Annotated in this window: 15 protein-coding genes; 4 read left to right on the forward strand and 11 right to left on the reverse strand. The window is 59.9% G+C overall.

Going from position 1 to position 20,554, the window contains the following annotated elements; translation table 11 throughout:
• Nucleotides 1-355: 355 nt before the first annotated feature.
• The 6 genes from NPS47_RS24305 to NPS47_RS24330 all read right to left on the reverse strand — a co-directional run bounded on the left by NPS47_RS24305 (nt 356) and on the right by NPS47_RS24330 (nt 8,639).
• Complete coding sequence (locus NPS47_RS24305; RefSeq protein WP_274297287.1) at nt 356-1,393, reverse strand: ABC transporter substrate-binding protein; 1,038 nt, start codon at nt 1,391-1,393, stop codon at nt 356-358.
• 268 nt (nt 1,394-1,661) lie between these two features.
• Complete coding sequence (locus NPS47_RS24310; protein ID WP_274297288.1) at nt 1,662-2,522, reverse strand: alpha/beta hydrolase; 861 nt, start codon at nt 2,520-2,522, stop codon at nt 1,662-1,664.
• Nucleotides 2,522-5,098 (reverse strand): autotransporter outer membrane beta-barrel domain-containing protein, encoded by a 2,577-nt coding sequence (locus tag NPS47_RS24315; RefSeq protein ID WP_274297289.1) that lies wholly within the window; start codon nt 5,096-5,098, stop codon nt 2,522-2,524. The genes NPS47_RS24310 and NPS47_RS24315 overlap by 1 nt, the downstream gene beginning before the upstream one ends.
• Before the next feature lie 404 nt (nt 5,099-5,502).
• Entirely contained in the window at nt 5,503-7,698 is a 2,196-nt protein-coding gene (locus tag NPS47_RS24320) for an OsmC domain/YcaO domain-containing protein (RefSeq protein ID WP_274297290.1), read from the reverse strand.
• Between the two features lie 345 nt (nt 7,699-8,043).
• On the reverse strand, nt 8,044-8,370 hold the full coding sequence (locus tag NPS47_RS24325) for a hypothetical protein (RefSeq protein ID WP_274297291.1): 327 nt from the start codon (nt 8,368-8,370) through the stop codon (nt 8,044-8,046).
• An 86-nt stretch (nt 8,371-8,456) separates the two neighbouring features.
• Nucleotides 8,457-8,639, reverse strand: coding sequence for a DUF1289 domain-containing protein (locus tag NPS47_RS24330; RefSeq protein WP_274297292.1), 183 nt, complete (start codon nt 8,637-8,639; stop codon nt 8,457-8,459).
• Nucleotides 8,640-9,156: 517 nt separating this feature from the next.
• On the opposite strand from NPS47_RS24330, the gene NPS47_RS24335 reads away from it, so the two are divergent.
• Complete coding sequence (locus NPS47_RS24335; RefSeq protein ID WP_274297293.1) at nt 9,157-9,711, forward strand: YdeI/OmpD-associated family protein; 555 nt, start codon at nt 9,157-9,159, stop codon at nt 9,709-9,711.
• A gap of 263 nt (nt 9,712-9,974) precedes the next feature.
• Nucleotides 9,975-10,850 carry a universal stress protein gene (locus NPS47_RS24340; RefSeq protein WP_274297294.1) on the forward strand — a complete coding sequence of 292 codons (876 nt, stop codon included), beginning with the start codon at nt 9,975-9,977 and terminating at the stop codon, nt 10,848-10,850.
• Nucleotides 10,851-10,911: 61 nt separating this feature from the next.
• Here the strand turns inward: NPS47_RS24340 and NPS47_RS24345 are convergent, their stop codons facing one another.
• Nucleotides 10,912-11,847, reverse strand: a complete 936-nt coding sequence (locus NPS47_RS24345) for a transporter (protein WP_274297295.1) — start codon at nt 11,845-11,847, stop codon at nt 10,912-10,914.
• A gap of 159 nt (nt 11,848-12,006) precedes the next feature.
• Between NPS47_RS24345 and NPS47_RS24350 the strand changes: the two genes are divergently transcribed.
• Nucleotides 12,007-12,453: an NUDIX hydrolase gene (locus tag NPS47_RS24350; RefSeq protein ID WP_274297296.1), complete on the forward strand. Its 447-nt coding sequence runs from the start codon at nt 12,007-12,009 to the stop codon at nt 12,451-12,453.
• A 99-nt stretch (nt 12,454-12,552) separates the two neighbouring features.
• Here NPS47_RS24350 and NPS47_RS24355 read toward each other — a convergent pair whose 3' ends face one another.
• The 4 genes from NPS47_RS24355 to NPS47_RS24370 all read right to left on the reverse strand — a co-directional run bounded on the left by NPS47_RS24355 (nt 12,553) and on the right by NPS47_RS24370 (nt 17,548).
• Nucleotides 12,553-13,620, reverse strand: a complete 1,068-nt coding sequence (locus NPS47_RS24355; protein ID WP_274297297.1) for a lipocalin-like domain-containing protein — start codon at nt 13,618-13,620, stop codon at nt 12,553-12,555.
• Nucleotides 13,610-16,075 (reverse strand): ABC transporter permease, encoded by a 2,466-nt coding sequence (locus NPS47_RS24360; protein ID WP_274297298.1) that lies wholly within the window; start codon nt 16,073-16,075, stop codon nt 13,610-13,612. The genes NPS47_RS24355 and NPS47_RS24360 overlap by 11 nt, the downstream gene beginning before the upstream one ends.
• Complete coding sequence (locus NPS47_RS24365) at nt 16,075-16,740, reverse strand: ABC transporter ATP-binding protein (protein WP_274297299.1); 666 nt, start codon at nt 16,738-16,740, stop codon at nt 16,075-16,077. The genes NPS47_RS24360 and NPS47_RS24365 overlap by 1 nt, the downstream gene beginning before the upstream one ends.
• 166 nt (nt 16,741-16,906) lie before the next feature.
• A complete protein-coding gene (locus NPS47_RS24370) occupies nt 16,907-17,548 on the reverse strand; it encodes a LysE family translocator (protein WP_274297300.1) in 642 nt (213 codons plus the stop codon).
• Nucleotides 17,549-17,963: 415 nt separating this feature from the next.
• On the opposite strand from NPS47_RS24370, the gene katG reads away from it, so the two are divergent.
• The gene (gene katG / locus NPS47_RS24375) at nt 17,964-20,225 is read left to right on the forward strand and encodes a catalase/peroxidase HPI (RefSeq protein ID WP_274297301.1); all 2,262 of its coding nucleotides are present in this window, start codon (nt 17,964-17,966) and stop codon (nt 20,223-20,225) included.
• Nucleotides 20,226-20,554: the final 329 nt, after the last annotated feature.

Here is a 20,554-nt window from a genome sequence, read left to right on the forward strand (position 1 = left end):
GTACAAGAGGCATGCCATAAATTGCGCAAGCCTTGTAAACCGGGGCCTGCAGCCGTTCCTGGCGTGATTGGAGCGGATTTCAACCGGAAAACCCGATAAAAAGTGCGCAACTTCTTGCGCAGTACTGTGCAAGAAGTTGCGCACTCGGCTGCAAGCCACGTGGGCCGTGGCCTGTAGCGATAAAAACGGGGTAAAAGGGGGGATTATGCAAATTCGAGTGCGCAAGAAGTTGCGCATGCAGGCAAAAAGCCACTACTTAGCTAGATATCAAATCTGTGACGCATAAGGGAAAGCCCGCAAAATGCTCAGCACCATGGGGCTTACCACCCCATGGCTGGCATGGCCGCTCAGAAGATCAACGCGAAGCCCAGGCGTTGAAACGCTGCTCCAGGTGTTCGCCATGGTCCGCCCAGAACAGCGCGTCTACCGGCACCTGCTGGGCGAGGTTCTCTGGCGCGGTGGGCAGTTCGGCGATGCGCGCCTTGTCGAGCAGGTCCATCGCCTGCAGGTTGGCGGCGCCGTAGTCGATGTGCTCGGCGAAGCTCTTCTGCTGTACGGGCTCCAGCGAGAAGGCAATGAACTCGCGGGTTTTCTCCTGGCGTGAAGCACCGCGCGGGATGGCCCAGGAGTCGAACTCGTAGAGCCCACCCGACCAGACAATTTTCAGGTCATAGGTTTTGCGTTGTTCGGCCGAAAGGCGGCCGTTGTACACCGAGCTCATCACCACATCCCCGGCCGCGAGGTACTGCGGCGGCTGTGCGCCCGCTTCCCACCACTGAATGTGCGGTTTGATCTGGTCGAGTTTGGCGAAGGCACGATCCTGGCCCGCTTCGGTCGCCAGCAAGGTGTAGACCTCCCCTGGCGCTACACCGTCGGCGATCAGAGCGAACTCCAGGGTCGACTTGGCCAGCTTGCGCAGGCCGCGCTTGCCCGGGAAGCGCTCGACATCCCAGAAGTCTTGCCAGCCGGTGGGCGCCTCTTTCAACTTGCTGGCGTTGTAGGCCAGCACTGTCGAGTACACCAGGAAACCAATGCCGCACGGCTGGATGGCACCGGGCACGAAGTCTTTGCTGTCGAGGCCGATTTGCGCAGGATCGAGGGTTTCGAACATGCCTTCGTCACAACCGCGGGCAAGCTCGGCCGACTCGACTTCCACCGCATCCCAGGAGACGCTGCGGGTGTCGACCATGGCTTTGACCTTGGCCATTTCGCCGTTGTATTCACCGGAGATGATCTTGCTGCCGCTGGCTTGCTGCCAGGGTTTGTAGAAGGCCTTTACCTGGGCCTCTTTGTTGGCGCCACCGAAGGAGACGATGGTTAGATCGGCGGCAAGACCATGACTGGCCGTGACGAGCCCGGTTGCCAAGGCTGCGAATTTCAGAGTTTTGATCATTATTGTTATCTCCTACTGTCCAAGGGTGATTGCAAATCACTCAAGACACCGGGGGATCAACCGGCCTTCCCAGGCGAGAGACTTCCGGGTCTCGATCCATTCGCTGCAGCGCATGAGCCTGCGTCGAACAATGAAGCTTTCCTATGGTCCTTTGCTTGCCGTGTAAGGTGGCACGGAAGTAAAGGTAGTAAGACTGTGCTTTTCTAACGCTCAGGTTGGTTATTACTAAACTAACGGAAACGAGTGCCTGTCACGCCCCTGCTCTGCTTCATCTTGCAGGCAACGCACATTTGATCGGCTGTTCGCGCCAGCGCTGCCAAGCCTGATTCCATCCCGTCTCATGGGTGACGCCCGCTATCACGACGGTTTCCAGGCAGGCGGCCGACCCTAATTGGCGACGGTAAAATCCTTCAATAGCGGTCGGAATGACCCGGTCATCACTACCGAAAAAGTGCCGTTGAGGGATCAAGGCCAGACGTTGGCGGTACTGCAAGGGCTCAAGTGAACCGCGCAAAGGTGTGAGCTGGTGTATCCGCACCCACTCTGTCGGGCTGAGGTTGCCCGCCAGCGTTTGTATCTGGGCAATGTCGTCGCGCCTGGCAGCCAACAGCAGTGCCACCGCAGCGCCACCCGAGTAGCCAACCAGTTCGAAGTCCTGGTTGCGGTAACGTGCCTTGAGCAGATCCAGCGCCTGATCAAGGCTGGCAACGACCTCTTCGGAGAATCGCCGGTTGGTCCACATTTCAGGCGTACAGCCCGGCACGCTGACAAACTGACAGGGACGAGCAAGATAGAGTGCCGGCGTGGGGTCATCCAGCGCCAATTGCGCCACCATCAATTGCCGCGGGCTGGGGTCGGTACTCGGTTGCGTCGGCGTGGCCCAGGCGCGGCCATCACCTTCCAGATAAATGCGTAATCGCGCGGCGTTGTGCTGCTTGGGCGCCGCGACCATCGCCAGGGGAAAAGGCTGGGTAGCCAGCACTTCGAGGTGCTGGCCATGGGAGGATGCCAAGGTTTGCAGCGCCTGCCGAGGCGCCTGGCAACCGCTGAGCGCGACACCGAACAACAGTGCCGCGCCTTGCAGGCAAACCCCGGCCCGCCGAAGCGGGCTGAGTTTTGCAGCGCTCATCAGAAGTCGTAACGCACTTTGGCCGTGAAGGTATCGGCATCAAAGTCAGACTTGCCGACATAGTCGTAGCTCACGCCAAGCGTCACCGCGCCCAGGCGATAGTCAGCGCCTACACCCGCCTCATAGCTGTTGCGCACGGCACTGGCGCCGCTGGTCACGAACGGCGTGTTACCCGAAATGAAGGTCGAGGTGCTGCTGACTTCATCGCCGATAAAGTCGTGATAGGCCATGACCTGGGCTTGCGGCTCAAGCGTGCCACTGCCCAGCGGGAAATTGCCGGCAACGCGCAGACCTGCACCCAGCTCAGCCACTTCGAAGCGCTGATCTTCGACTTTCAGTGCTGCAGAGCTGCCTTTTTCACGGTAACCGTCGATATCGACGCGGCTGTAGCGTGCGGCTACGCGAGGCTCGAGCAGCATCGATGGCGAGACATGGTAGGTGTAGCCACCGACCAGGTTCACACCGAACAGGTTGCTGTCGTAATCACCTTTGGCGGTTGTGCCGGCAATGCTGCGCTTGCTTTCGTTGTCGTTCAGACCGTAGGTCAGGCTGCCATCGACAAAGTAGTTACCTTGCTCGAAACCACCGTACAGCGTGAAGGCATGGCCATCGACCTTGGTTTTGTCACCGCTCTTGCCGTTGACGTCGGTGTTCAGGTAGCTGTACGCCACACCCAGGGTCAGTTGGTCATTGAGCTTGCCGTCGGCGCCGACCGCGATGCCGCGGCTGTAGGCGTTGTAACCCGCGACGTTATCACGCAGGTCCTGGCTGGCATCGCTGTACAAGGTTTGCACCCAGACGCCCGCCTCCTTGAAGCCCTCGCCCGACGACATGCCGCGCGCCGCGGAGGTACGGCCACTGGTGACGTTGCTGATCAGGGTCTGGCCGGTGGTTGCAGCCTGAGTGGCACCGCCATTGACCTCTGGGGTCAACTGCTCAGCCAGCGCGCGCAGCGCTTGAGGGTCCTGCGATGCATTGACGTAGGCCTGGAATACTTTGTCCTGCGGGTTCAGGCTGGCCAGTTGCGTGGCAACACTGCTGAAGGCCGAAGCGGCGCGCTGGGCGTTGCCCGAACCGCCGATGTCCTTGATCACCTCACCGACTTGCGAAGACGATTTACCGGTGACGGTCGCAACGACCTGATTACCCTCGACGACATAAGTATCGACGTTCAACAGCGAGGAACGGCTGCTGACCAGCTTGCCGGACTCGGTCTGGTTATCCAGCGAGTCGGCCTTGACCAGGGTGTAAGTGCTGCCGTTGGCGGTAAAATCGTTGCCCTGGGCGGCCAGGGTGATTTGCGAACCTTTGTTGAAGGTTGCATTGCCGTCGACGTTCAAGACCGCCTTGCTGGCATCCGTTGCGCTGCTCAGGTTCAGATCCAGCGATGAGCCATTGGCTACCACTAGGTCACCCTGCAGAGAGGTGTGGGCATTAGCCAGCTGCAGATGCCCTGCGCTGCTCTCGGTGCCGACAATCACAGGGCCGTTGTCGTACATGCGGATGTTGTAGCCATCGACATCGGCGTTGGTGCCCTTGAACACGGCATCACCGGTGACGGTAATGCGATCCAGATCGATCAGGTTGCCGGTAATCGCGCCACCTTGCCAGTCCAGAACTACCATGCCGGATGCTTCGGAGGCATCGATGGCTTCGTCTTCGGAAACCAGGGTGCCACGGTTGACCAGCGTGAGCGGGCCGTCTTCGCCCTCTCCATCGATGTCAAAGCCACCGATTTCAATCGCGGCGTCGGTAGCCTGGATCAGGCCATTGTTGACGAACTGGGCAGACGAAGTGGCAAAGCTGACGCCATCCAGCTCGACGCCAATCGCATCGTCACCCGTTGCGATAATGCGGCCATTGTTTTCAATGCCGCCGATATCCACACGATCGGTGTAGCCAAAGTATTCATTGGAAGTGGCATCCAGCGCGGTGGCGCTCTCGCCGCTGACCTGAATCAAGCCGTTGTTGATCAGCTTGCCGTCAATCTCGCCGCCTTCGAGCAAGATGCCTTTGGCGTTGTTGCCGTTAGCCAGAATCTGGCCAGTGCTGGCGTTGATCAGGTCGCCGTGCAGTTCCGACTCACCGGAAAATTCCAGGGCACGAATACCGTCACCTTCGAACTCATCGCCGTTGACACTCAAAGTGCCTTCGTTGACCAGGTTGCCGTGGATGATGGCCGGGTCAACCAGCATCGCCGACACACCACCGCCACTCACCGCAATGCTGCCCTTGTTCACCAGGTTACCGAAGATTTCGGTCGCCGGGCCGAACGACGAAGGGTCTTCGTCCTCGCCCGCCATGGACAGGTCCAGGCCATCAGCGTTAGTGCCATTGGCATTGACGCTGGCATTGATGATCAGGTCCTTGTTGAAGGTAACGCTGTTGAACTCGATGGCGTCCAGGTCACTGTTGGTGGTAGTGAACGCGCCATTGACTTCAACGTGGTCCGCATAGGAGGCGTTTTCGATCTGCACACCCGCGTTGGTCAGCGGCAGGATTTCGGCGTAAACAGGATGTGCTGCTGCGGCGATGGCAAGAGCGATAAGGGTTTTTTGTAGGTTGACGACAGCCACTTTTTCTTCCTTTGAAATCGAGGTGAGAACGCGTCCTTGCGTGGCTTCATCTAGCAGTGATGGCTAATTGCCACGCCGGAGGCGCGGCGAGTATAAATACTCTTGCTTATCATCGGTATATATTTCTGGCGCCAGTGCAATGACAGCTACCAAATAAAAAAAGGCTCTTCACGGAATCCCGGGGCCTGATTCCTGGGTTGGCGTATTGTGGTTGCGAGCTTATCCGTTCAATGCGGCGCCACACCGAATGGATAAGCCCACATTCACAGCCCCGCCCCGCCCCGCCCCGCCCCGCCCCGCCCCGCCCCGCCCCGCCCCGCCCCAAGATCATGCTCCCCTGGACTCCGTGAAGAACCAAAAAAAAAGCACCATAGGTGCTTTTTTGTCAGTACGGGTTAACGGGATCAAATCATCGTTTTGGCCCGCGCCGCGTGCAGCTTTTTGTAGCTCTCGATCAACCGCAGATGCCGGTCGAGACCTTCGAGCTTCATGCTCGTCGGCGTCAAACCATAGAAGCGCACGCTGCCGTCCACAGAACCGATCACCGCGTCCATCCGCTCGTTGCCAAACATCCGGCGGAAATTGAATTCGTAGTCGTCCAGTTCCAGGTCGTCGTCGAGCTGCACTTCCAGCACCACGTTCAGGGCCTGATAGAACAACCCGCGCTCGACGGTGTTGTCGTTGAACTGCAGGAAGGTTTCCACCAGTTCCTTGGCCTCGTCAAACTGCTGCAAGGCGAGATGGATCAGCAGCTTCAACTCCAGAATCGTCAACTGACCCCAGACCGTGTTGTCGTCGAATTCGATGCCGATCAGGGTGGTGATGTCGGTGTAGTCATCCAGCTCGCTCTCTTCCAGACGCTCAACCAGTGCACGCAGCTCGCTTTCATCCAGGCGATGCAGGTTGAGGATGTCTTCACGGAAAAACAGCGCTTTGTTGGTGTTGTCCCAGATCAGGTCGTCGACCGGGTAAATTTCCGAATAGCCCGGCACGAGAATGCGGCAGGCGGTGGCGCCGAGGTGCTCGTACACCGCCATGTACGCTTCTTTGCCCATGCTTTCGAGGATGCCGAACAAGGTCGCGGCTTCTTCGGCGTTGGAGTTTTCACCCTCGCCAGAGAAGTCCCACTCAACGAATTCGAAATCGGCTTTGGCACTGAAGAAGCGCCACGACACCACACCGCTGGAATCGATGAAGTGCTCAACAAAGTTGTTCGGCTCAGTCAGCGCATGGCTTTCGAAGGTCGGCTGCGGCAGGTCGTTCAGGCCTTCGAAGCTGCGCCCCTGGAGCAGTTCCGTCAGGCTGCGCTCCAGTGCCACTTCAAGGCTTGGATGGGCGCCGAACGAGGCAAATACGCCGCCGGTACGCGGGTTCATCAAGGTGACGCACATCACCGGGAATTCCCCACCCAGCGACGCATCCTTGACCAGCACCGGGAAGCCCTGCTCTTCCAGGCCCTGAATGCCGGCGACGATCGCCGGGTACTTGGCCAACACCTCTTGCGGCACGTCAGGCAGTGCCAGTTCACCTTCGAGAATTTCGCGTTTTACCGCGCGCTCGAAGATTTCCGAAAGGCATTGCACCTGCGCTTCGGCCAGCGTATTGCCGGCACTCATGCCGTTGCTCAGGTACAGGTTTTCGATCAGGTTCGACGGGAAGTACACCACCTCGCCATCCGACTGACGCACAAACGGCAGCGAACAAATGCCGCGTGCTTCATTGCCGGAGTTGGTGTCGTACAGGTGCGAGCCACGCAGCTCGCCATCGGGGTTGTAGATTTCCAGGCAGTAGCCGTCGAGGATTTCCGCCGGAAGCGCATCTTTACGGCCAGGCTGGAACCAGCGCTCGTCCGGGTAATGCACAAACGCCGCGTTGGCGATCTCTTCGCCCCAGAACTGATCGTTGTAGAAGAAGTTGCAGTTCAGGCGTTCGATGAATTCGCCCAGCGCCGAGGCCAGCGCGCTTTCTTTGGTCGCACCCTTGCCGTTGGTAAAACACATCGGCGACTGCGCATCGCGGATATGCAGCGACCAGACGTTGGGCACGATGTTGCGCCACGAAGCGATTTCGATCTTCATGCCCAGGCCGGCGAGAATCCCCGACATGTTGGCGATGGTCTGCTCCAGCGGCAGATCCTTGCCGACGATATAGGTGCTGGCGTCGGACGCCGGGTCGAGCATCAGCAATGCCTGGGCATTGGCGTCGAGGTTGTCGACTTCCTCGATCACAAACTCAGGCCCGGTCTGCACCACCTTCTTCACCGTACAGCGGTCGATGGAACGCAGAATGCCCTGGCGATCCTTGGCGGAGATATCGGCTGGCAGCTCGACCTGAATCTTGAAGATCTGGTTGTAGCGGTTTTCCGGGTCAACAATATTGTTTTGCGACAGGCGAATATTATCGGTGGGAATATCGCGCGTTTGGCAGTACAACTTCACAAAGTAAGCCGCACACAAGGCCGACGACGCCAGAAAATAATCGAACGGACCCGGCGCCGAACCATCGCCTTTATAGCGGATAGGCTGATCGGCGACCACGGTGAAGTCATCAAACTTGGCTTCAAGCCGAAGGTTGTCGAGAAAGTTGACCTTGATTTCCATGCGGGAACACCATAATAACGTGCAAAACGATTTGGCCGCCATTATCCGGTTTTTCAGGCGAAAGTCTTGTGCTTTTCGGCGATGGCCGCCGACCGGTCCCAGGTTGCCGCAGGACAGCTGCCAGCTGATGCCGATACTCAGCGAGGGATTACGATTGGCGTGACGGGCCTGGCGAATGTGTCAGTTATATTTTAGTTGCGCCTGGAATGTTTAATCGAGCCAATCAAACACTCCTGTAAAAGCGCAAACCAGAAACTTTAAATTTAGACTTAGCCAAACTTAAAAGGGTGCAGGGTCTTGCCTGACCGTGCCCCAACCGCCCTCCTCAGTCATCTTTATAAAGACTCACTGCGCGACACAGCGCATCGCTGACATGGGCGCGGATAACAGGAGGTTAGACAGATAAATGTTCGAGTCCTGGTAGGAGAGTGCCAGGGGTTTCAGATGATAGACACACTCGACGCCCCCGGCGTCCCGGGGACGGTAGGTGACCTTCAGTGGCTGATTGTATAAAAGCGCATCCTGAATCCGCGCCACATGGACGAGGTCGGATCGCCCCGGTTGCAGCACCGTGAAGCGCGTACCGGTGGTGATGCGTTTGGTCCACTGCAGCTTGCGCACGGGTGCCTTGCTCATCACCCGATCCACATAGCTGCGCAGCTTTTCCAGCATTTCGGGTGGCGCTTGCAGGCCAAAACGAGCCGCATGACTAAGAAGATTCACAGTAGGCCACACAAAGTGGCATCCAGGGCAAGTGACTATCCGCGTGCTTTCTTCAGCCCTTTCAAGCGCATATTCGCCCTTTGCACAGCGGCCATTTTTTCAGGCCGTTTCATGCGTTTCCATTTTCTGATGTCTTCCTTGCTTCGCCCGCAACTCACACACAGATCACCACTCAGCTGGCACACTGAGATGCACGGATTCTCGATTTCTTTAGCCATTGTCAGTCACCTTTGACCACACGTGATTGAGTCAGGCGATTTTTCCAGTTGTCGGCCTGAGTTTCAGCGTGAAAATCATACAAACCATCATCGGCAGTAATGCTCACCAGCTGCCCCGTCAGATTCGAGCAATGGACATCGCTTAGATGAATGGTAATTCCTTAGCCTGCGGAACGTTCGGAAATCAGCTGTACTTAAAATTCGACATCGAGCTCCTGGAGATCAGATGATGAGAACGCACAGGACGTTTGGTTGGGTAGCCATGATATTTCTTCTGGTGGCGAACGGGGCATCTTGGGCGGCCACCGAACGGGCCGAGACGCGTCGTGACGCACGCGATGTGAGGCAGGAAACGCGCCAGGGTGCACGTGAGACGAAGCAGGATTGTCGCGCGGCCGATGCCCAAAGCAATCCCGGGTGTCGACAGGACAAGCGACAAACGAAGCAGGAAGGACGCCAAAAAGCCCGGGATATCAAATACTGAACGTGGACGCTCGAACGGCGGAAACTGGTTGCAATGACAACAATCGATGTGAAATCCCGATTCGAAGCAAAGCTTCTTCGTCCGGCAAAGCCTGGTAAGGATAGGTCATGGGCGTTCGTCGTACTGCCAAGAGACGCGAGTGAACAGCTTCCGAGGCGCGGAAGGACGACAGTTGAAGGCACCATCAATGGGCACCCTTTCCAGGCAACCCTTGAGCCGGATGGTCAGCTGAGCCATTGGCTGCAGGTAAGTACAGCGTTACTCGAAGCCGCAGGTGCGGCCGTTGGGGATATCGTTACACTGGAGCTAACCCCTGTGAAGAAGGAGCCCGAGCCCGACATCCCAGCCGATTTTCAGCAAGCACTGGCAGCCACGCCTGAGGCTCGTTCAGTCTGGAACACTACGACGACCCTCGCACGAGTAGACTGGATACACTGGATTACTTCAGCCAAGCACCTTGAGACGCGCGCAAAACGCATTGGTAATGCCTGCGATATGCTTGCATCCGGCAAGAAGCAGGTTTGCTGTTTCGACCCGTCCGGCTACTACAGTAAGGCCTTCCGTGCGCCTGAGGCAGAAGATTTTTAACAGGCGCTCCCCCGCTACATAAGTGGCACGCACCGCCCGATCCTCCCCCGAGGATCATCAGCACGAAGAGTTGTTCGAGGAAGAAGTGCATCGCCGCCGACTTGCGCGAGCAGTTGCGCCCCCACCATTGATACAAATCAAAACGCTGGGCGTGGTTCGCGAGACGATGGCTCAAGCAAGGAACGAATCGATGACAGGCAAAGGCCTTGAGTTCAAGGCAACGCCGTAGATTCATGTGCACAGCATTGTATAAGGAGACACCTATGACCTCGTTGAACCACGTACTGGTTGCTACCGACCTGTCCACTGCAGCCCGTAACGCGGCAGAGCGCGCTGCACTGTTGAGCACGGCGCAGCATGCATCGCTGGATCTGCTCTACGTCGCCAATCCAGCCCCCTTCGAGCGCCTCAAGCAGCTGGTGGTACCGGATGAAGACCTGTTGAATGGCGTGCTGGGGACTGCAAGCGAAAAAACTCACGAACTGGCCGACATGCTCTTCCAGCGCTATGACATCAGCGCTGGTGTACAGGTAGCGCCCGGCTCGGTTGTCACGGAAATCACCCGAGTAGTGCAAGACAAACACACGAACCTGTTGGTGTGTGGGGCAAAGGGGCAGAGCCTGGCCCGGCGCCTGCTGCTGGGCTCTACCGTGCAGAGAATGCTCAGCCGTATGCTCTGCCCAATGCTGGTGGTCAAGCACGCCCCTCGCGAGGCGTACCGTACCTTGCTGGTTCCGGTTGATTTTTCGCCTGCATCGCTGCGTTCCATCGAACTGGCAAAAGCTGTTGCCCCGCAAGCCGAAATCATACTCCTGCATGTGTACGAAGCGCCGTTCGAGGGCAGCATGCGCTTCGCCCACATTGACCAGGAAACCCTCACTCACTACCGCAATGTCATCAAGAAAGACGCGGTGGAACAACTCGCGGCATTGAGCGAAGCCGCCGGCCTGGCCAATGCCCGGCAAATCGTGGTGCACGGTGATCCCGCCTGGCGGATCGTTGAGCAGGAACAGGAGCTGGACTGCGATCTGATCGTGATCGGCAAGCAGGGTGAAAACGCGCTGGAAGAACTGCTGATCGGCAGCGTCACCAAGCATGTGCTGAACGAATCCCAGTGTGATGTGCTGGTGTCACTGTAGGCTGCGTGGGGTGTCGGGGACGCTGAATAAGCGTCCCTGCACAGGTCTGTTGTTCAGCCTGTCAAAGGCCTCCGCCGAAGCGGTACTGCCAGACAATGCCAAAGCCGTCGTATTCGCTGCCGGTACGGCTGTACGCGCCTTTGCTCGCAGACAGCTTGAGTGAATTGTTGCGGTTCACCGGCAAGGTAAGGGTGGCCCCGTAGCGTGTGTTCTCCTGAAAATCGTGGTTACCGACGCCATCGATCGAGGTACTGCCGCCCGCAAAGTAAGTGGTGTCCAGCGAGACCCACACACCGTTGTTGAAGGCATAGATAATATGCCCCTGTAGCTGATAGAGCGGGTCTTGAGACGCCGTGCGGTGGCCGCGGAAATAATCGTTGTTGTCGGTGAAAAAGGTTGTCGCTGCGGCCAGCTCCACTGTCACCGGCCCCAGGCGTTTGGAGATCCCCAGTTCCGGCTTGTATGACCAGCGGTTGTTGCCGAGGTTTACCAGCCTGCCGGGGTCGTATTGGCCAAGTGGCGCAGTGATCGCCAGGCTGGCACCGATAATCACATCTTGCCGATAGTCGGCGAACTCAGCCAGGGACAACGCCGGGGCGCCATACAGGTTGACCGAGAAGCGAAATCTTGGATCGAGCAGGCCGGTGACGTCACGCTCCCTGGGCTCACCGGCAAACAGCGCAGAGCCCTTCAAATGCGCCCTGGGCACGACGATATCGAACTTCCCCGAGCGCCCCCACACGTCCAACGATCTGGCAAAGGCAACCACCACGGACTTGATCTTGATTTTGCCATTCTGCAACGGTACCGAGGGGTTGGCAGTGACACTGCCATCAAGCTCGCTGTAGCCCACGAGCAGGAAATTGATACCGACCGGCGTATTGGCATAAGACCTGGGTTCAAGGTCTTCAGCAATGGCCTCGCTGGCCAGCAGAACAAGCGACGCGGCCGCCAGCCGGGTCAACCTGGCAGCGCAGGGTTTGTGTGTCATGCACATTCACGCGCTTCCTGTCGGTCCCGAGGTGGTATGTATTGTTGTAGCGCATGCGCATGTTTCTGGCACTTGCCAAGCCGCTTTAGTCAGCACAAGCATTTGCCTAAGTACATCCTCGAACGTATCGTCGCGCGCCATTCACCCACAAAAGGAATTTGACTCGTGTCAGAGCACCGCATTCGCGCCCTCGCCCTGTGCATCTTTCATCACCAGGGAAAGATTCTGGTTAACCGGTTTTACGACGCTGAATCTGATCAGACCCTGTTTCGCCCCCTCGGCGGTGGCATCGATTTCGGCGAGCGCAGCGTTGATGCCATTGCCAGGGAAGTGCAGGAAGAACTGAACCAGTCGATCACTGATGTTCGTCTGCTCGGTACCCTGGAGAGCATCTTCACCTACGCGGGTAAACCGGGGCACGAGATTGTCCAGGTCTATGACGCGAGGTTCAGCGACACCAGCCTTTACCAACAACCCTGGTTGATGGGTCACGAAAGCGATGGCGCGTCGTTCAAGGCCATGTGGTGTGACAGTTCAAGTTTCACGGCTGCCTCACCACTGGTTCCGGAAGGACTGCACGATCTGCTCAAGGCCGTTTCGCTGCTGGCGTGAGGTGAAACCCCGGTGGGAGCGGGCTTGCCCCGCGATGCGATGTGGCTGACAGTCTGCAATCGCGGGGCAAGCCCGCTCCCACCGAGGGGGGGACTGGCTTTATTGGTAGCCGGTCATTTCAAGATAGCCCCTGCCGCCCATGCTGCCGCTGATACGCACCGGCCCTTCCCAATACGGGAAGCTGGTTTGCATCCACGCTTTCGGCTCCAGCGCCTCAACCTGCACATCGACCCCCTGACTCGGTACCTGCACCCGCCAGCGAGTGGGCATCTCAATGCCGTTGTCCTGCTTTGACCAGGCCAGGGCCTGGAGCTGGATCTGTTCACCTTGCAGCGCCTGGGTCTGCCCGTCTGCGCTGATCCAGGTGCCGGCGCGGTAGGGCGAGCCCGCAGCCTCACGCACGCGAAACAGCATCAGTTTCGCGCCGCTGTCCAGGTGCAGGGAAAACCAGTCCCACCCCGATTGCCCGGCCGCTAGCGGCTGGCTGCTCCATTCCCGATCCAGCCAGGCGTTGCCGGTGACCGCAACACGCTGGCCTTCGCGCTCGACCTCGCCGCTGACCTGGTAGAACGGCTGGCTGTAGTAGTACGACGCCTGACCCTTGCCGGACTTTTCGCTGTAGCCCTGGGCGCCATGCAGCACCAACGGGCCAGTGCTCTGCAAATTCAAGCGATACGCAAAGCCGTTGCCGCGGGCGACCATCTGCAATTGCCCGATGTCATCGCTGCCCTGCAGCGACCAGTCATTGATCCAGGCCCGGAATGGCCGGGTTGCCACACCCGCCTGGCCGACGCCGCCGCGCGCCAGGCTTTCGCTGGACTGATGGCCACCCGGGCCGGTCAACGCCGCATGGCCCATCCACAGGTTGGGGCTGCTCCAGTCGGCGGTTTCCGCGCCGGTGCGCAGGGCTGAGCGGAACAAGGTCCACTGCGCGCCCCACTCACGCCCCTGGCCGTCCTTGAGATTGGCGGTGACGTACCACCATTCGATTCGAAAGCCATTGTGCGCACCGTGGTCGCGCGGAAACGCCAGAGCATGATTGCGCGTCACCTGCCTGAAGGCATTCGCGTCCTGACCTAATCCGGCGAAGCCTTTGTCCGCCGGCTCAGGCTGATCGCAGCCGCTCAGCAGCAACAAGACAATCAATCCGCAGGTTTCAGGCTTCATCGGCAAATTGCCTCAATAACTCGCTCGGCTGACGCCGTGCCAATTGCCATAACGGCCAGGCGCTGGCCAGCAGGCTGGTCAACAGCCCCAGCAAGGCCAGTTGCAGCAGTTGCCCGGGAAACACATGCAGCGGCAAACGCCAACCAAACGCCTGGACGTTGACCACCGCCACCAGACACCAGGCGAGCAGCAGACCCAAAGGTATCGCCAGCAACACGGTGAAGCAGCTCAACATCAGGGTTTGACCCAGCGATAGCCAGACCAGTTGCCCGCGCGGCACACCCAATGCCCAGAGCGGCGCCAGTTGACCGAGGCGGCTCTGGCTCAAGCTCAGCAGACTGATGAACAACGCAATGCCAGCGACACCCAGGGTCAGGCTGTTGAGCGCGGACGTGGCGGCAAAGGTGCGGCTGAAGACTTCCGTCGACCAGCGCTTCAAGGTGGCTTGCTCGACCACGCGACTGTCGTCCAGGCCAAAACGTTGCTGCAGCTCGGCCTTGAGCAACGGGACACGCTCGCCAACCAGGTTCAGACTGATGTTGCTCAGGCTCGCCTCAGGCCGATGCCGGCGCAGCCAGTCGGCGTTGACCAGCAGATGGCCTTTGGGATTGCCATAGTCAGCGTAGATGCCGACCACGGTCATGGCTTGCGCGGGCTCCACCGGCAGGTCAAGACGGTCGCCCAACTGCACGTTCAGGCGCCGCGCCAGCTGTTCGCTGAGCATGACCGCGCGACCGCTCGCCAGTTGCTCCCAGGCCTGCGCGCTGTGTTCCAGCAACGGCCAGCGGGTGCGGTAGCCGGGGTGATCGATGATGCCCTGGACCTGTACCGGCCAGGCCTGCAGGCGCAGTTCAACACGCCAGCTGGGCAGCACCGCACTGATGCCCGGCTGCGCGCCGAGCCATTGGTTGATCAGCACTGCCTGCGCGTTGTCCCGAGGGGTGACATAGAGATCGGCTGCCAGACGCTGATCGAGCCAGCCGGTGAAGGTCTTGCGAAAACCCTCGGTCATGCTGCCCACGCCGACACTGGCAGCCAGCGCCAGCAGCAAGGCCATCAGCGCCAGACTCAATGCCGGCAATTGCTGGCGGCTGTCGGCGATGAACCACTGCGTCAACGGCCGACGACAGCAACGTGCCAACCCGGCTAACACGCCTTCGAGCAACGTCGGCAACAACAGCGCTGCGGCCAGCAGCAGTGCCGCAAGCAAGATGAAGGCACTGGGCAGGCTGGCCCCGTATTGCCAACAGGCGAGCGCTACCAACAGCAAAAGCCCCGCGACAATGGCTTGACGGCGCAGCCACGGGCCTTGGGCCAAGCGCCAGGCCTGAGGTTGCGCCAACACCAGCAGTGGCAGGCGGGCCGCGCGCAAAACACTGCTCAACCCGGCGATCAGCGCACCACACACACTCACCAGCACCCCGCCCAGCCACCACCCGGCCGGCAAGCTCAGTTGCCCGGCGACCTGGGCGCCATATAAACCGCGCAAGCTGGCGGCGAAATCGGGCAGCAGCAAGGCAGCCAGCACATAGCCGCTGGCGACCCCGGCCAATCCGCCCAGTACTGCGAGTACCCCCAGCTCCAGCGTCAAGCCAAGCAACACAGTGTTCAAGCTGATGCCGCAGGCACGCAGGGTACGAATCAGGCCACGGCGCTGTTCGAGCGCCAGGCCAATGGCGGCGTGGGCGATAAACAGCCCGACGACGAAAGCCAGCAGGCCGAGCGCGGTGAGGTTGAGGTGAAAGCTTTCGGTCAGGCGTTGCAGACCACCATCATCGTCACCGGCTGGTTGCCGCTTGAGGCGGGCAGCAATGGCCGCGGGCAATGGCGCCTGGTCATCGGCCAAGAGTAACCGCGACAGCTGCCCCTGTAGCTGCAGCAAGGTCTGGGCATGACCGATGTCGACGATGATCACCCCCGGTGCCAGCTGTGGCTTGAGGACGAAGGGTGGCAACACCTGGCCATCACTGCTGAGCGCTTGATCCGCCGCGTGCAGGCCCAGTTGCTGCAGGGTATCCGGGCCAACCCAGGCTTGCCCCGGCGTGCCGATGAACGCCTGCAGATCGAAGTCTTGCATCGGCGTACCGGCAACGCTCGCTGCCGCTGGCAGGCTCAGCGGTTCGATGCCGATCAGCCGCACGGTCAGCGGCCGCTCCCCGGCAAAACGCACACGCCCTTCCACTACCGGGGATACCGCCCAGCCTTGCTGGCGCAGTTGCAGATACAGCGACTGCTCGAATCGCTCTGCGTCGCGGGCCACCCACTGCGCTTGCACCGGGCCCGTCAACAGCGCACTGGCACGGGCGTAGTCATTGCGAGCCTGGCTGTTCAGGGCCTGGACTCCCGTCCACAGCGCGGTGGCCAGCCACAACCCGGTAAACAGGCTGAAGAACTGCAATCGATGACGCCACCAATGGCTCAGCAGCGCCTGCAAGGTCATCAGCAAGGCGTTCATCACGCCGTCTCGACCTGCACCCGGCCAGCATGCAGGAAACACCTTTGCTGCAGGCGCGCAGCCAGGCGCTGGCTGTGGGTGACCATCAACACACTGCTGCCGACTTCAGACACCAGTTGCAGCAGCAGGCCTAGCACTTGATCGCTGCTGGCCTCGTCGAGGCTGCCGGTGGGTTCGTCAGTCAGCACCAGCGCAGGTCGCCCCGCCAGTGCCCGGCCGATCGCAACGCGCTGCTGCTGGCCGCCGGACAATTGCTCCGGGTAGCGTTGCAACACATCCGTCAGCCCCAGGCGCTCGCTCAGACAGTCCAGCCATGACTGATCGAAGCGCCCGGCCAGCCTTGCCTGAAACGCCAGGTTGGCGGCCACATCCAGGCTGCTGATCAGGTTGTATTGCTGGAACACCAGACCGATGCCTTCCCGGCGCCAGCGCGCCAGGCCAGCTTCCGAACGCGCGTCCAGAGGCTGGTCGTCGATGAGGATACGTCCGCTGTCGGCGCGGTCGAGCCCCGCGAGCAGGTGCAGCAAGGTGCTTTTACCGCTGCCCGACTCGCCCATCAATGCCAGGCTGCTGCCCCGCGCCAGGCGCAAGTCGACGCCCTGCAGCACCGGCAATGTGCCTTGGGCGGTGGTGAACGACTTGTGCAACTGTTCGACGACCAGCATCAACGGCTATCCAAATGCTCCAAGCAATAGGAATAGCAGTGTTCTCAGGCTTTGCCCATTGGTGTCTGTGGGAGCGGGCTTGCCCCGCGATGCGATGTGACATATTGCCAGCAATCGCGGGGCAAGCCCGCTCCCACCGACCAGTTGTGCAAGCCTTCGTTTTGCCCTATGCAGCTTGCCTGCGCATGGTAAGAATGGCGGCCCCGAAGCAGATGAACGTCGAACCCACCGCCCTGCTTACCCACAGCGAAAACCGTGGCCGTGCCAGTACACCTTTGGCCCGCGAAGCCAGCCCTGCATACAGGGTCAGGGACGTCAGCGACAAACCCATGAAGATCGAAGTAAGCAGCAGAAACTGCGGCAGCAATGCGCCACTCTGGTCAATGAACTGTGGGAACAGTGCCGAGAAGAACATCGTCGCCTTGGGGTTGGTAGCAGCGGTCAGGAAGGCCGATTTGAACAGTTTCAGCCGCGATGGTTTGCTGGCCTGCTGAGTGCCCTGAACATCGGCCGCCAGCATCGGCGTCTTCTTGAACAACTGCTTGGCACCCAGATAAAACAGGTAGCCCGCACCGGCTATCTTCACCACGTTGAACATCCACTCGGAACTGGCGAGCAAAGCGCCCAGGCCGAGCATGGCCGCTGCCGACAGGCAGAACAGTCCGCACGCATTGCCCAAAGAAGACCACAGCGCAGCTCGCGGCCCATAAGCCAGGCTGTTGTTGATCGCCATCAAGGTGGCAGGTCCCGGGCTTGCGATGGCAATCGCGGCAACCAGTACATAGGCGAGTATCGAGTGGGCATCCATTTTTCTGACTCGAGGCTGGGGAGGTGGTGCATGGTACAGGGACCCGGGGGCGCATGACTGCTTTGTTTGTTTTGGCAAGGTCCACAGCTGTGCTGAGAGAGCCACTCTATCACCGCCCAATACTCGCGCTATTAGCCCTCGCTCTTCGCCACGTCTAGCCTATATTTATCGCTGCACTGATCCGGCCGGATGGCTTCTGGGAAGGCACTAACAAAGCGGCTGCAGCTGCCCTTCCCGCCGTGGTCCATCTTTCCGATAACGAGATTGCCGCTACGCTGAACTGTCCGTGATGGCCATCACCGATTCGTTGTTCGAACCGCTGGCCTTGAACCTATGTCATTGATTTCACTCATCTCTACCCGGTTTATAGAACGGGTCGGATTGTGGGGTGAGTCCATCCAGAGGTGAAACAGTCATGTCAAACGAGTCAAAATGCCCGTTCAATCCTGCCGCTGGCGGGGGTACCAGCAACCGCGATTGGTGGCCCGACCAGCTGAACCTGAAGATCCTGCACCAGCACTCGTGCCTCTCTGATCCGATGGACGAGGACTTCAATTACGCCGAAGCGTTCAAGCGCCTGGACTTTGCCGCCCTCAAGCAAGACCTGCGGGCACTGATGACCGACTCTCAGGACTGGTGGCCCGCCGACTTCGGTCACTATGGACCGCTGTTCATCCGCATGGCCTGGCACAGCGCTGGCACCTATCGTATCGGTGATGGACGTGGCGGTGCCGGTTCCGGCCAGCAACGCTTCGCCCCGCTCAACAGCTGGCCCGACAACGTCAGCCTGGACAAGGCCCGGCGCCTGCTCTGGCCGATCAAGCAGAAATACGGCAAGAACATCTCGTGGGCCGACTTGATCGTGCTGACCGGCAACGTTGCCCTGGAATCCATGGGCTTCAAGACCTTCGGTTTCTCCGGTGGCCGCGCCGACGTCTGGGAGCCGGATGAAGCGGTGAACTGGGGCAGTGAGACCGTCTGGCTGGGCGGCGACGTCCGCTACGGCAAGGCGCAACCGCCAGGCGATGCACCGCTGGTGGCTGAACCGTCCAAGCATGGCGAGGAAGAAAGCCGCGACCTCCCTGCCGGCGATCGCAACCTTGATAACCCGCTGGCCGCCGTGCAAATGGGCCTGATCTACGTAAACCCCGAAGGCCCTGAAGGCAACCCCGACCCGATGGCCTCAGCCAAGGACATCCGCGATACCTTTGGCCGTATGGCCATGAACGATGAAGAAACCGTGGCGCTGATCGCTGGCGGGCATGCCTTCGGCAAGACCCACGGCGCCGGTCCCGCCGACAACGTCGGTGCCGAACCGGAGGCCGCAGGTCTGGAGGAACAGGGCCTGGGTTGGCGCAATAAATTCGGCACCGGCAAAGGCGCGGACGCCATCACCAGCGGCCTGGAAGTCACCTGGACCTCCACCCCCACCCAATGGAGCAACGAGTACCTGGAGAACCTGTTCGGCTTCGACTGGGAACTGACCAAAAGCCCGGCCGGCGCCCACCAGTGGCGACCAAAAGGCGGTGCTGGCGCAGACCGCATCCCGCACGCCTTCGACCCGAATAAAAAACAGGAACCGAGAATGCTGACCTCGGACCTGGCACTGCGCTTCGACCCGATCTACGAGCCGATCGCCCGCCGCTTCAAGGAACACCCCGAGCAACTGGCCGATGCCTTCGCCCGCGCCTGGTACAAACTCATTCATCGCGACATGGGCCCATTGTCACGCTACCTCGGCCCGGAAATGCCCAATGAAGAACTGCTGTGGCAAGACCCGATCCCGGCAGTCGATCACGCCCTGGTCAACGACGTCGACGTCGACGCGCTCAAGGCCAAGGTACTGGCTTCGGGCCTTTCGGTGGCGCAACTGGTGTCCACCGCCTGGGCCGCTGCCTCGAGCTTTCGCGGTTCGGACAAACGTGGCGGTGCCAACGGTGGCCGCCTGCGTCTGGCGCCGCAGAAAGACTGGGAAGCCAACCAACCAGCGCAACTGGCCGAAGTGCTTGGCAAGCTGCAAGCAATTCAGAACGACTTCAACGCTCAGGGCGGCGGCAAGAGAGTCTCCCTGGCCGACCTCATCGTTCTGGCGGGTAACGCCGGCGTGGAGCAAGCAGCGAGAAATGCGGGACACAACCTCAAGGTGCCGTTCTCCCCCGGCCGCACCGACGCCTCGCAGCAGCAGACCGATGTGGAGTCTTTCGGTCTGCTGGAGCCGGTTGCCGATGGGTTTCGCAACTACATCAAAACCGGGGTCAAGGTCAGACCCGAGGCACTGCTGGTCGACAAGGCGCAACTGCTGAACCTTAGTGCGCCGGAGATGACCGTGTTGATCGGTGGCCTGCGGGTGCTGGGCAACAATGTCGGGCAGAACGCCCAGGGTGTGTTCACCAAGCGCCCAGGACAGCTGACCAACGACTTCTTCCAGAACCTGCTGGACATGAGCGTGGAATGGAAGCCGACCTCCAGCGCCAACGACAGCTATGAAGCCCGCGACCGCAAAACCGGCGAGCTGAAATGGACCGGCAGTCGTGTCGACCTGGTATTCGGCTCCCATGCCCAGTTACGCGCGCTGGCTGAGGTGTATGCCAGCAACGACGGCAAGGACAAGTTCGTCAGAGACTTCATTGCCGCCTGGAGCAAAGTCATGAACCTCGACCGATTTGACCTGGCGTAACAGGAGCGCCGCAGTCTGGCAGCAGCGAAAAGACGCCCCGATCTGGATGCTCAGGTCGGGGCGTTTTTATTCTGATCCGTATTTTTACGCCTCATCTGCATCTGTAATGAAAACCCTGACACTCGGACAATGAAGCCCCTAACAGGCACCTTTCACGGCGTGCCTGATCAGGTCGCTAGGTTATCTGCAGCGCCTGTTGCCTCTTTCCTGTTCAATTCGGAGTTCATATGGGCAAGCTTGCGCTTTTTGTCGTTGGTTTTCTGGTGCTGGCTATTGGGATTGGCGCGTTAGGGACGATTTCGCCGCTGTAAGCATTACCGTGGGGCTTC

It is taken from the genome of Pseudomonas putida, from assembly GCF_028682475.1.
GTDB classification, from domain to species: Bacteria; Pseudomonadota; Gammaproteobacteria; order Pseudomonadales; family Pseudomonadaceae; genus Aquipseudomonas; species Aquipseudomonas putida_AG.

What these genes read in the sequence shown, in the direction of transcription:
- NPS47_RS24335 (WP_274297293.1), top strand. Translation starts at nt 9,157, where the DNA reads ATGACAACAATCGATGTGAAATCCCGATTCGAAGCAAAGCTTCTTCGT.
- NPS47_RS24305 (WP_274297287.1), bottom strand. Translation starts at nt 1,393, where the DNA reads ATGATCAAAACTCTGAAATTCGCAGCCTTGGCAACCGGGCTCGTCACG.
- NPS47_RS24340 (WP_274297294.1), top strand. Translation starts at nt 9,975, where the DNA reads ATGACCTCGTTGAACCACGTACTGGTTGCTACCGACCTGTCCACTGCA.
- NPS47_RS24345 (WP_274297295.1), bottom strand. Translation starts at nt 11,847, where the DNA reads ATGTGCATGACACACAAACCCTGCGCTGCCAGGTTGACCCGGCTGGCG.
- NPS47_RS24330 (WP_274297292.1), bottom strand. Translation starts at nt 8,639, where the DNA reads ATGGCTAAAGAAATCGAGAATCCGTGCATCTCAGTGTGCCAGCTGAGT.
- NPS47_RS24355 (WP_274297297.1), bottom strand. Translation starts at nt 13,620, where the DNA reads ATGAAGCCTGAAACCTGCGGATTGATTGTCTTGTTGCTGCTGAGCGGC.
- NPS47_RS24365 (WP_274297299.1), bottom strand. Translation starts at nt 16,740, where the DNA reads ATGCTGGTCGTCGAACAGTTGCACAAGTCGTTCACCACCGCCCAAGGC.
- katG (WP_274297301.1), top strand. Translation starts at nt 17,964, where the DNA reads ATGTCAAACGAGTCAAAATGCCCGTTCAATCCTGCCGCTGGCGGGGGT.
- NPS47_RS24360 (WP_274297298.1), bottom strand. Translation starts at nt 16,075, where the DNA reads ATGAACGCCTTGCTGATGACCTTGCAGGCGCTGCTGAGCCATTGGTGG.
- NPS47_RS24310 (WP_274297288.1), bottom strand. Translation starts at nt 2,522, where the DNA reads ATGAGCGCTGCAAAACTCAGCCCGCTTCGGCGGGCCGGGGTTTGCCTG.
- NPS47_RS24325 (WP_274297291.1), bottom strand. Translation starts at nt 8,370, where the DNA reads ATGCTGGAAAAGCTGCGCAGCTATGTGGATCGGGTGATGAGCAAGGCA.
- NPS47_RS24370 (WP_274297300.1), bottom strand. Translation starts at nt 17,548, where the DNA reads ATGGATGCCCACTCGATACTCGCCTATGTACTGGTTGCCGCGATTGCC.
- NPS47_RS24320 (WP_274297290.1), bottom strand. Translation starts at nt 7,698, where the DNA reads ATGGAAATCAAGGTCAACTTTCTCGACAACCTTCGGCTTGAAGCCAAG.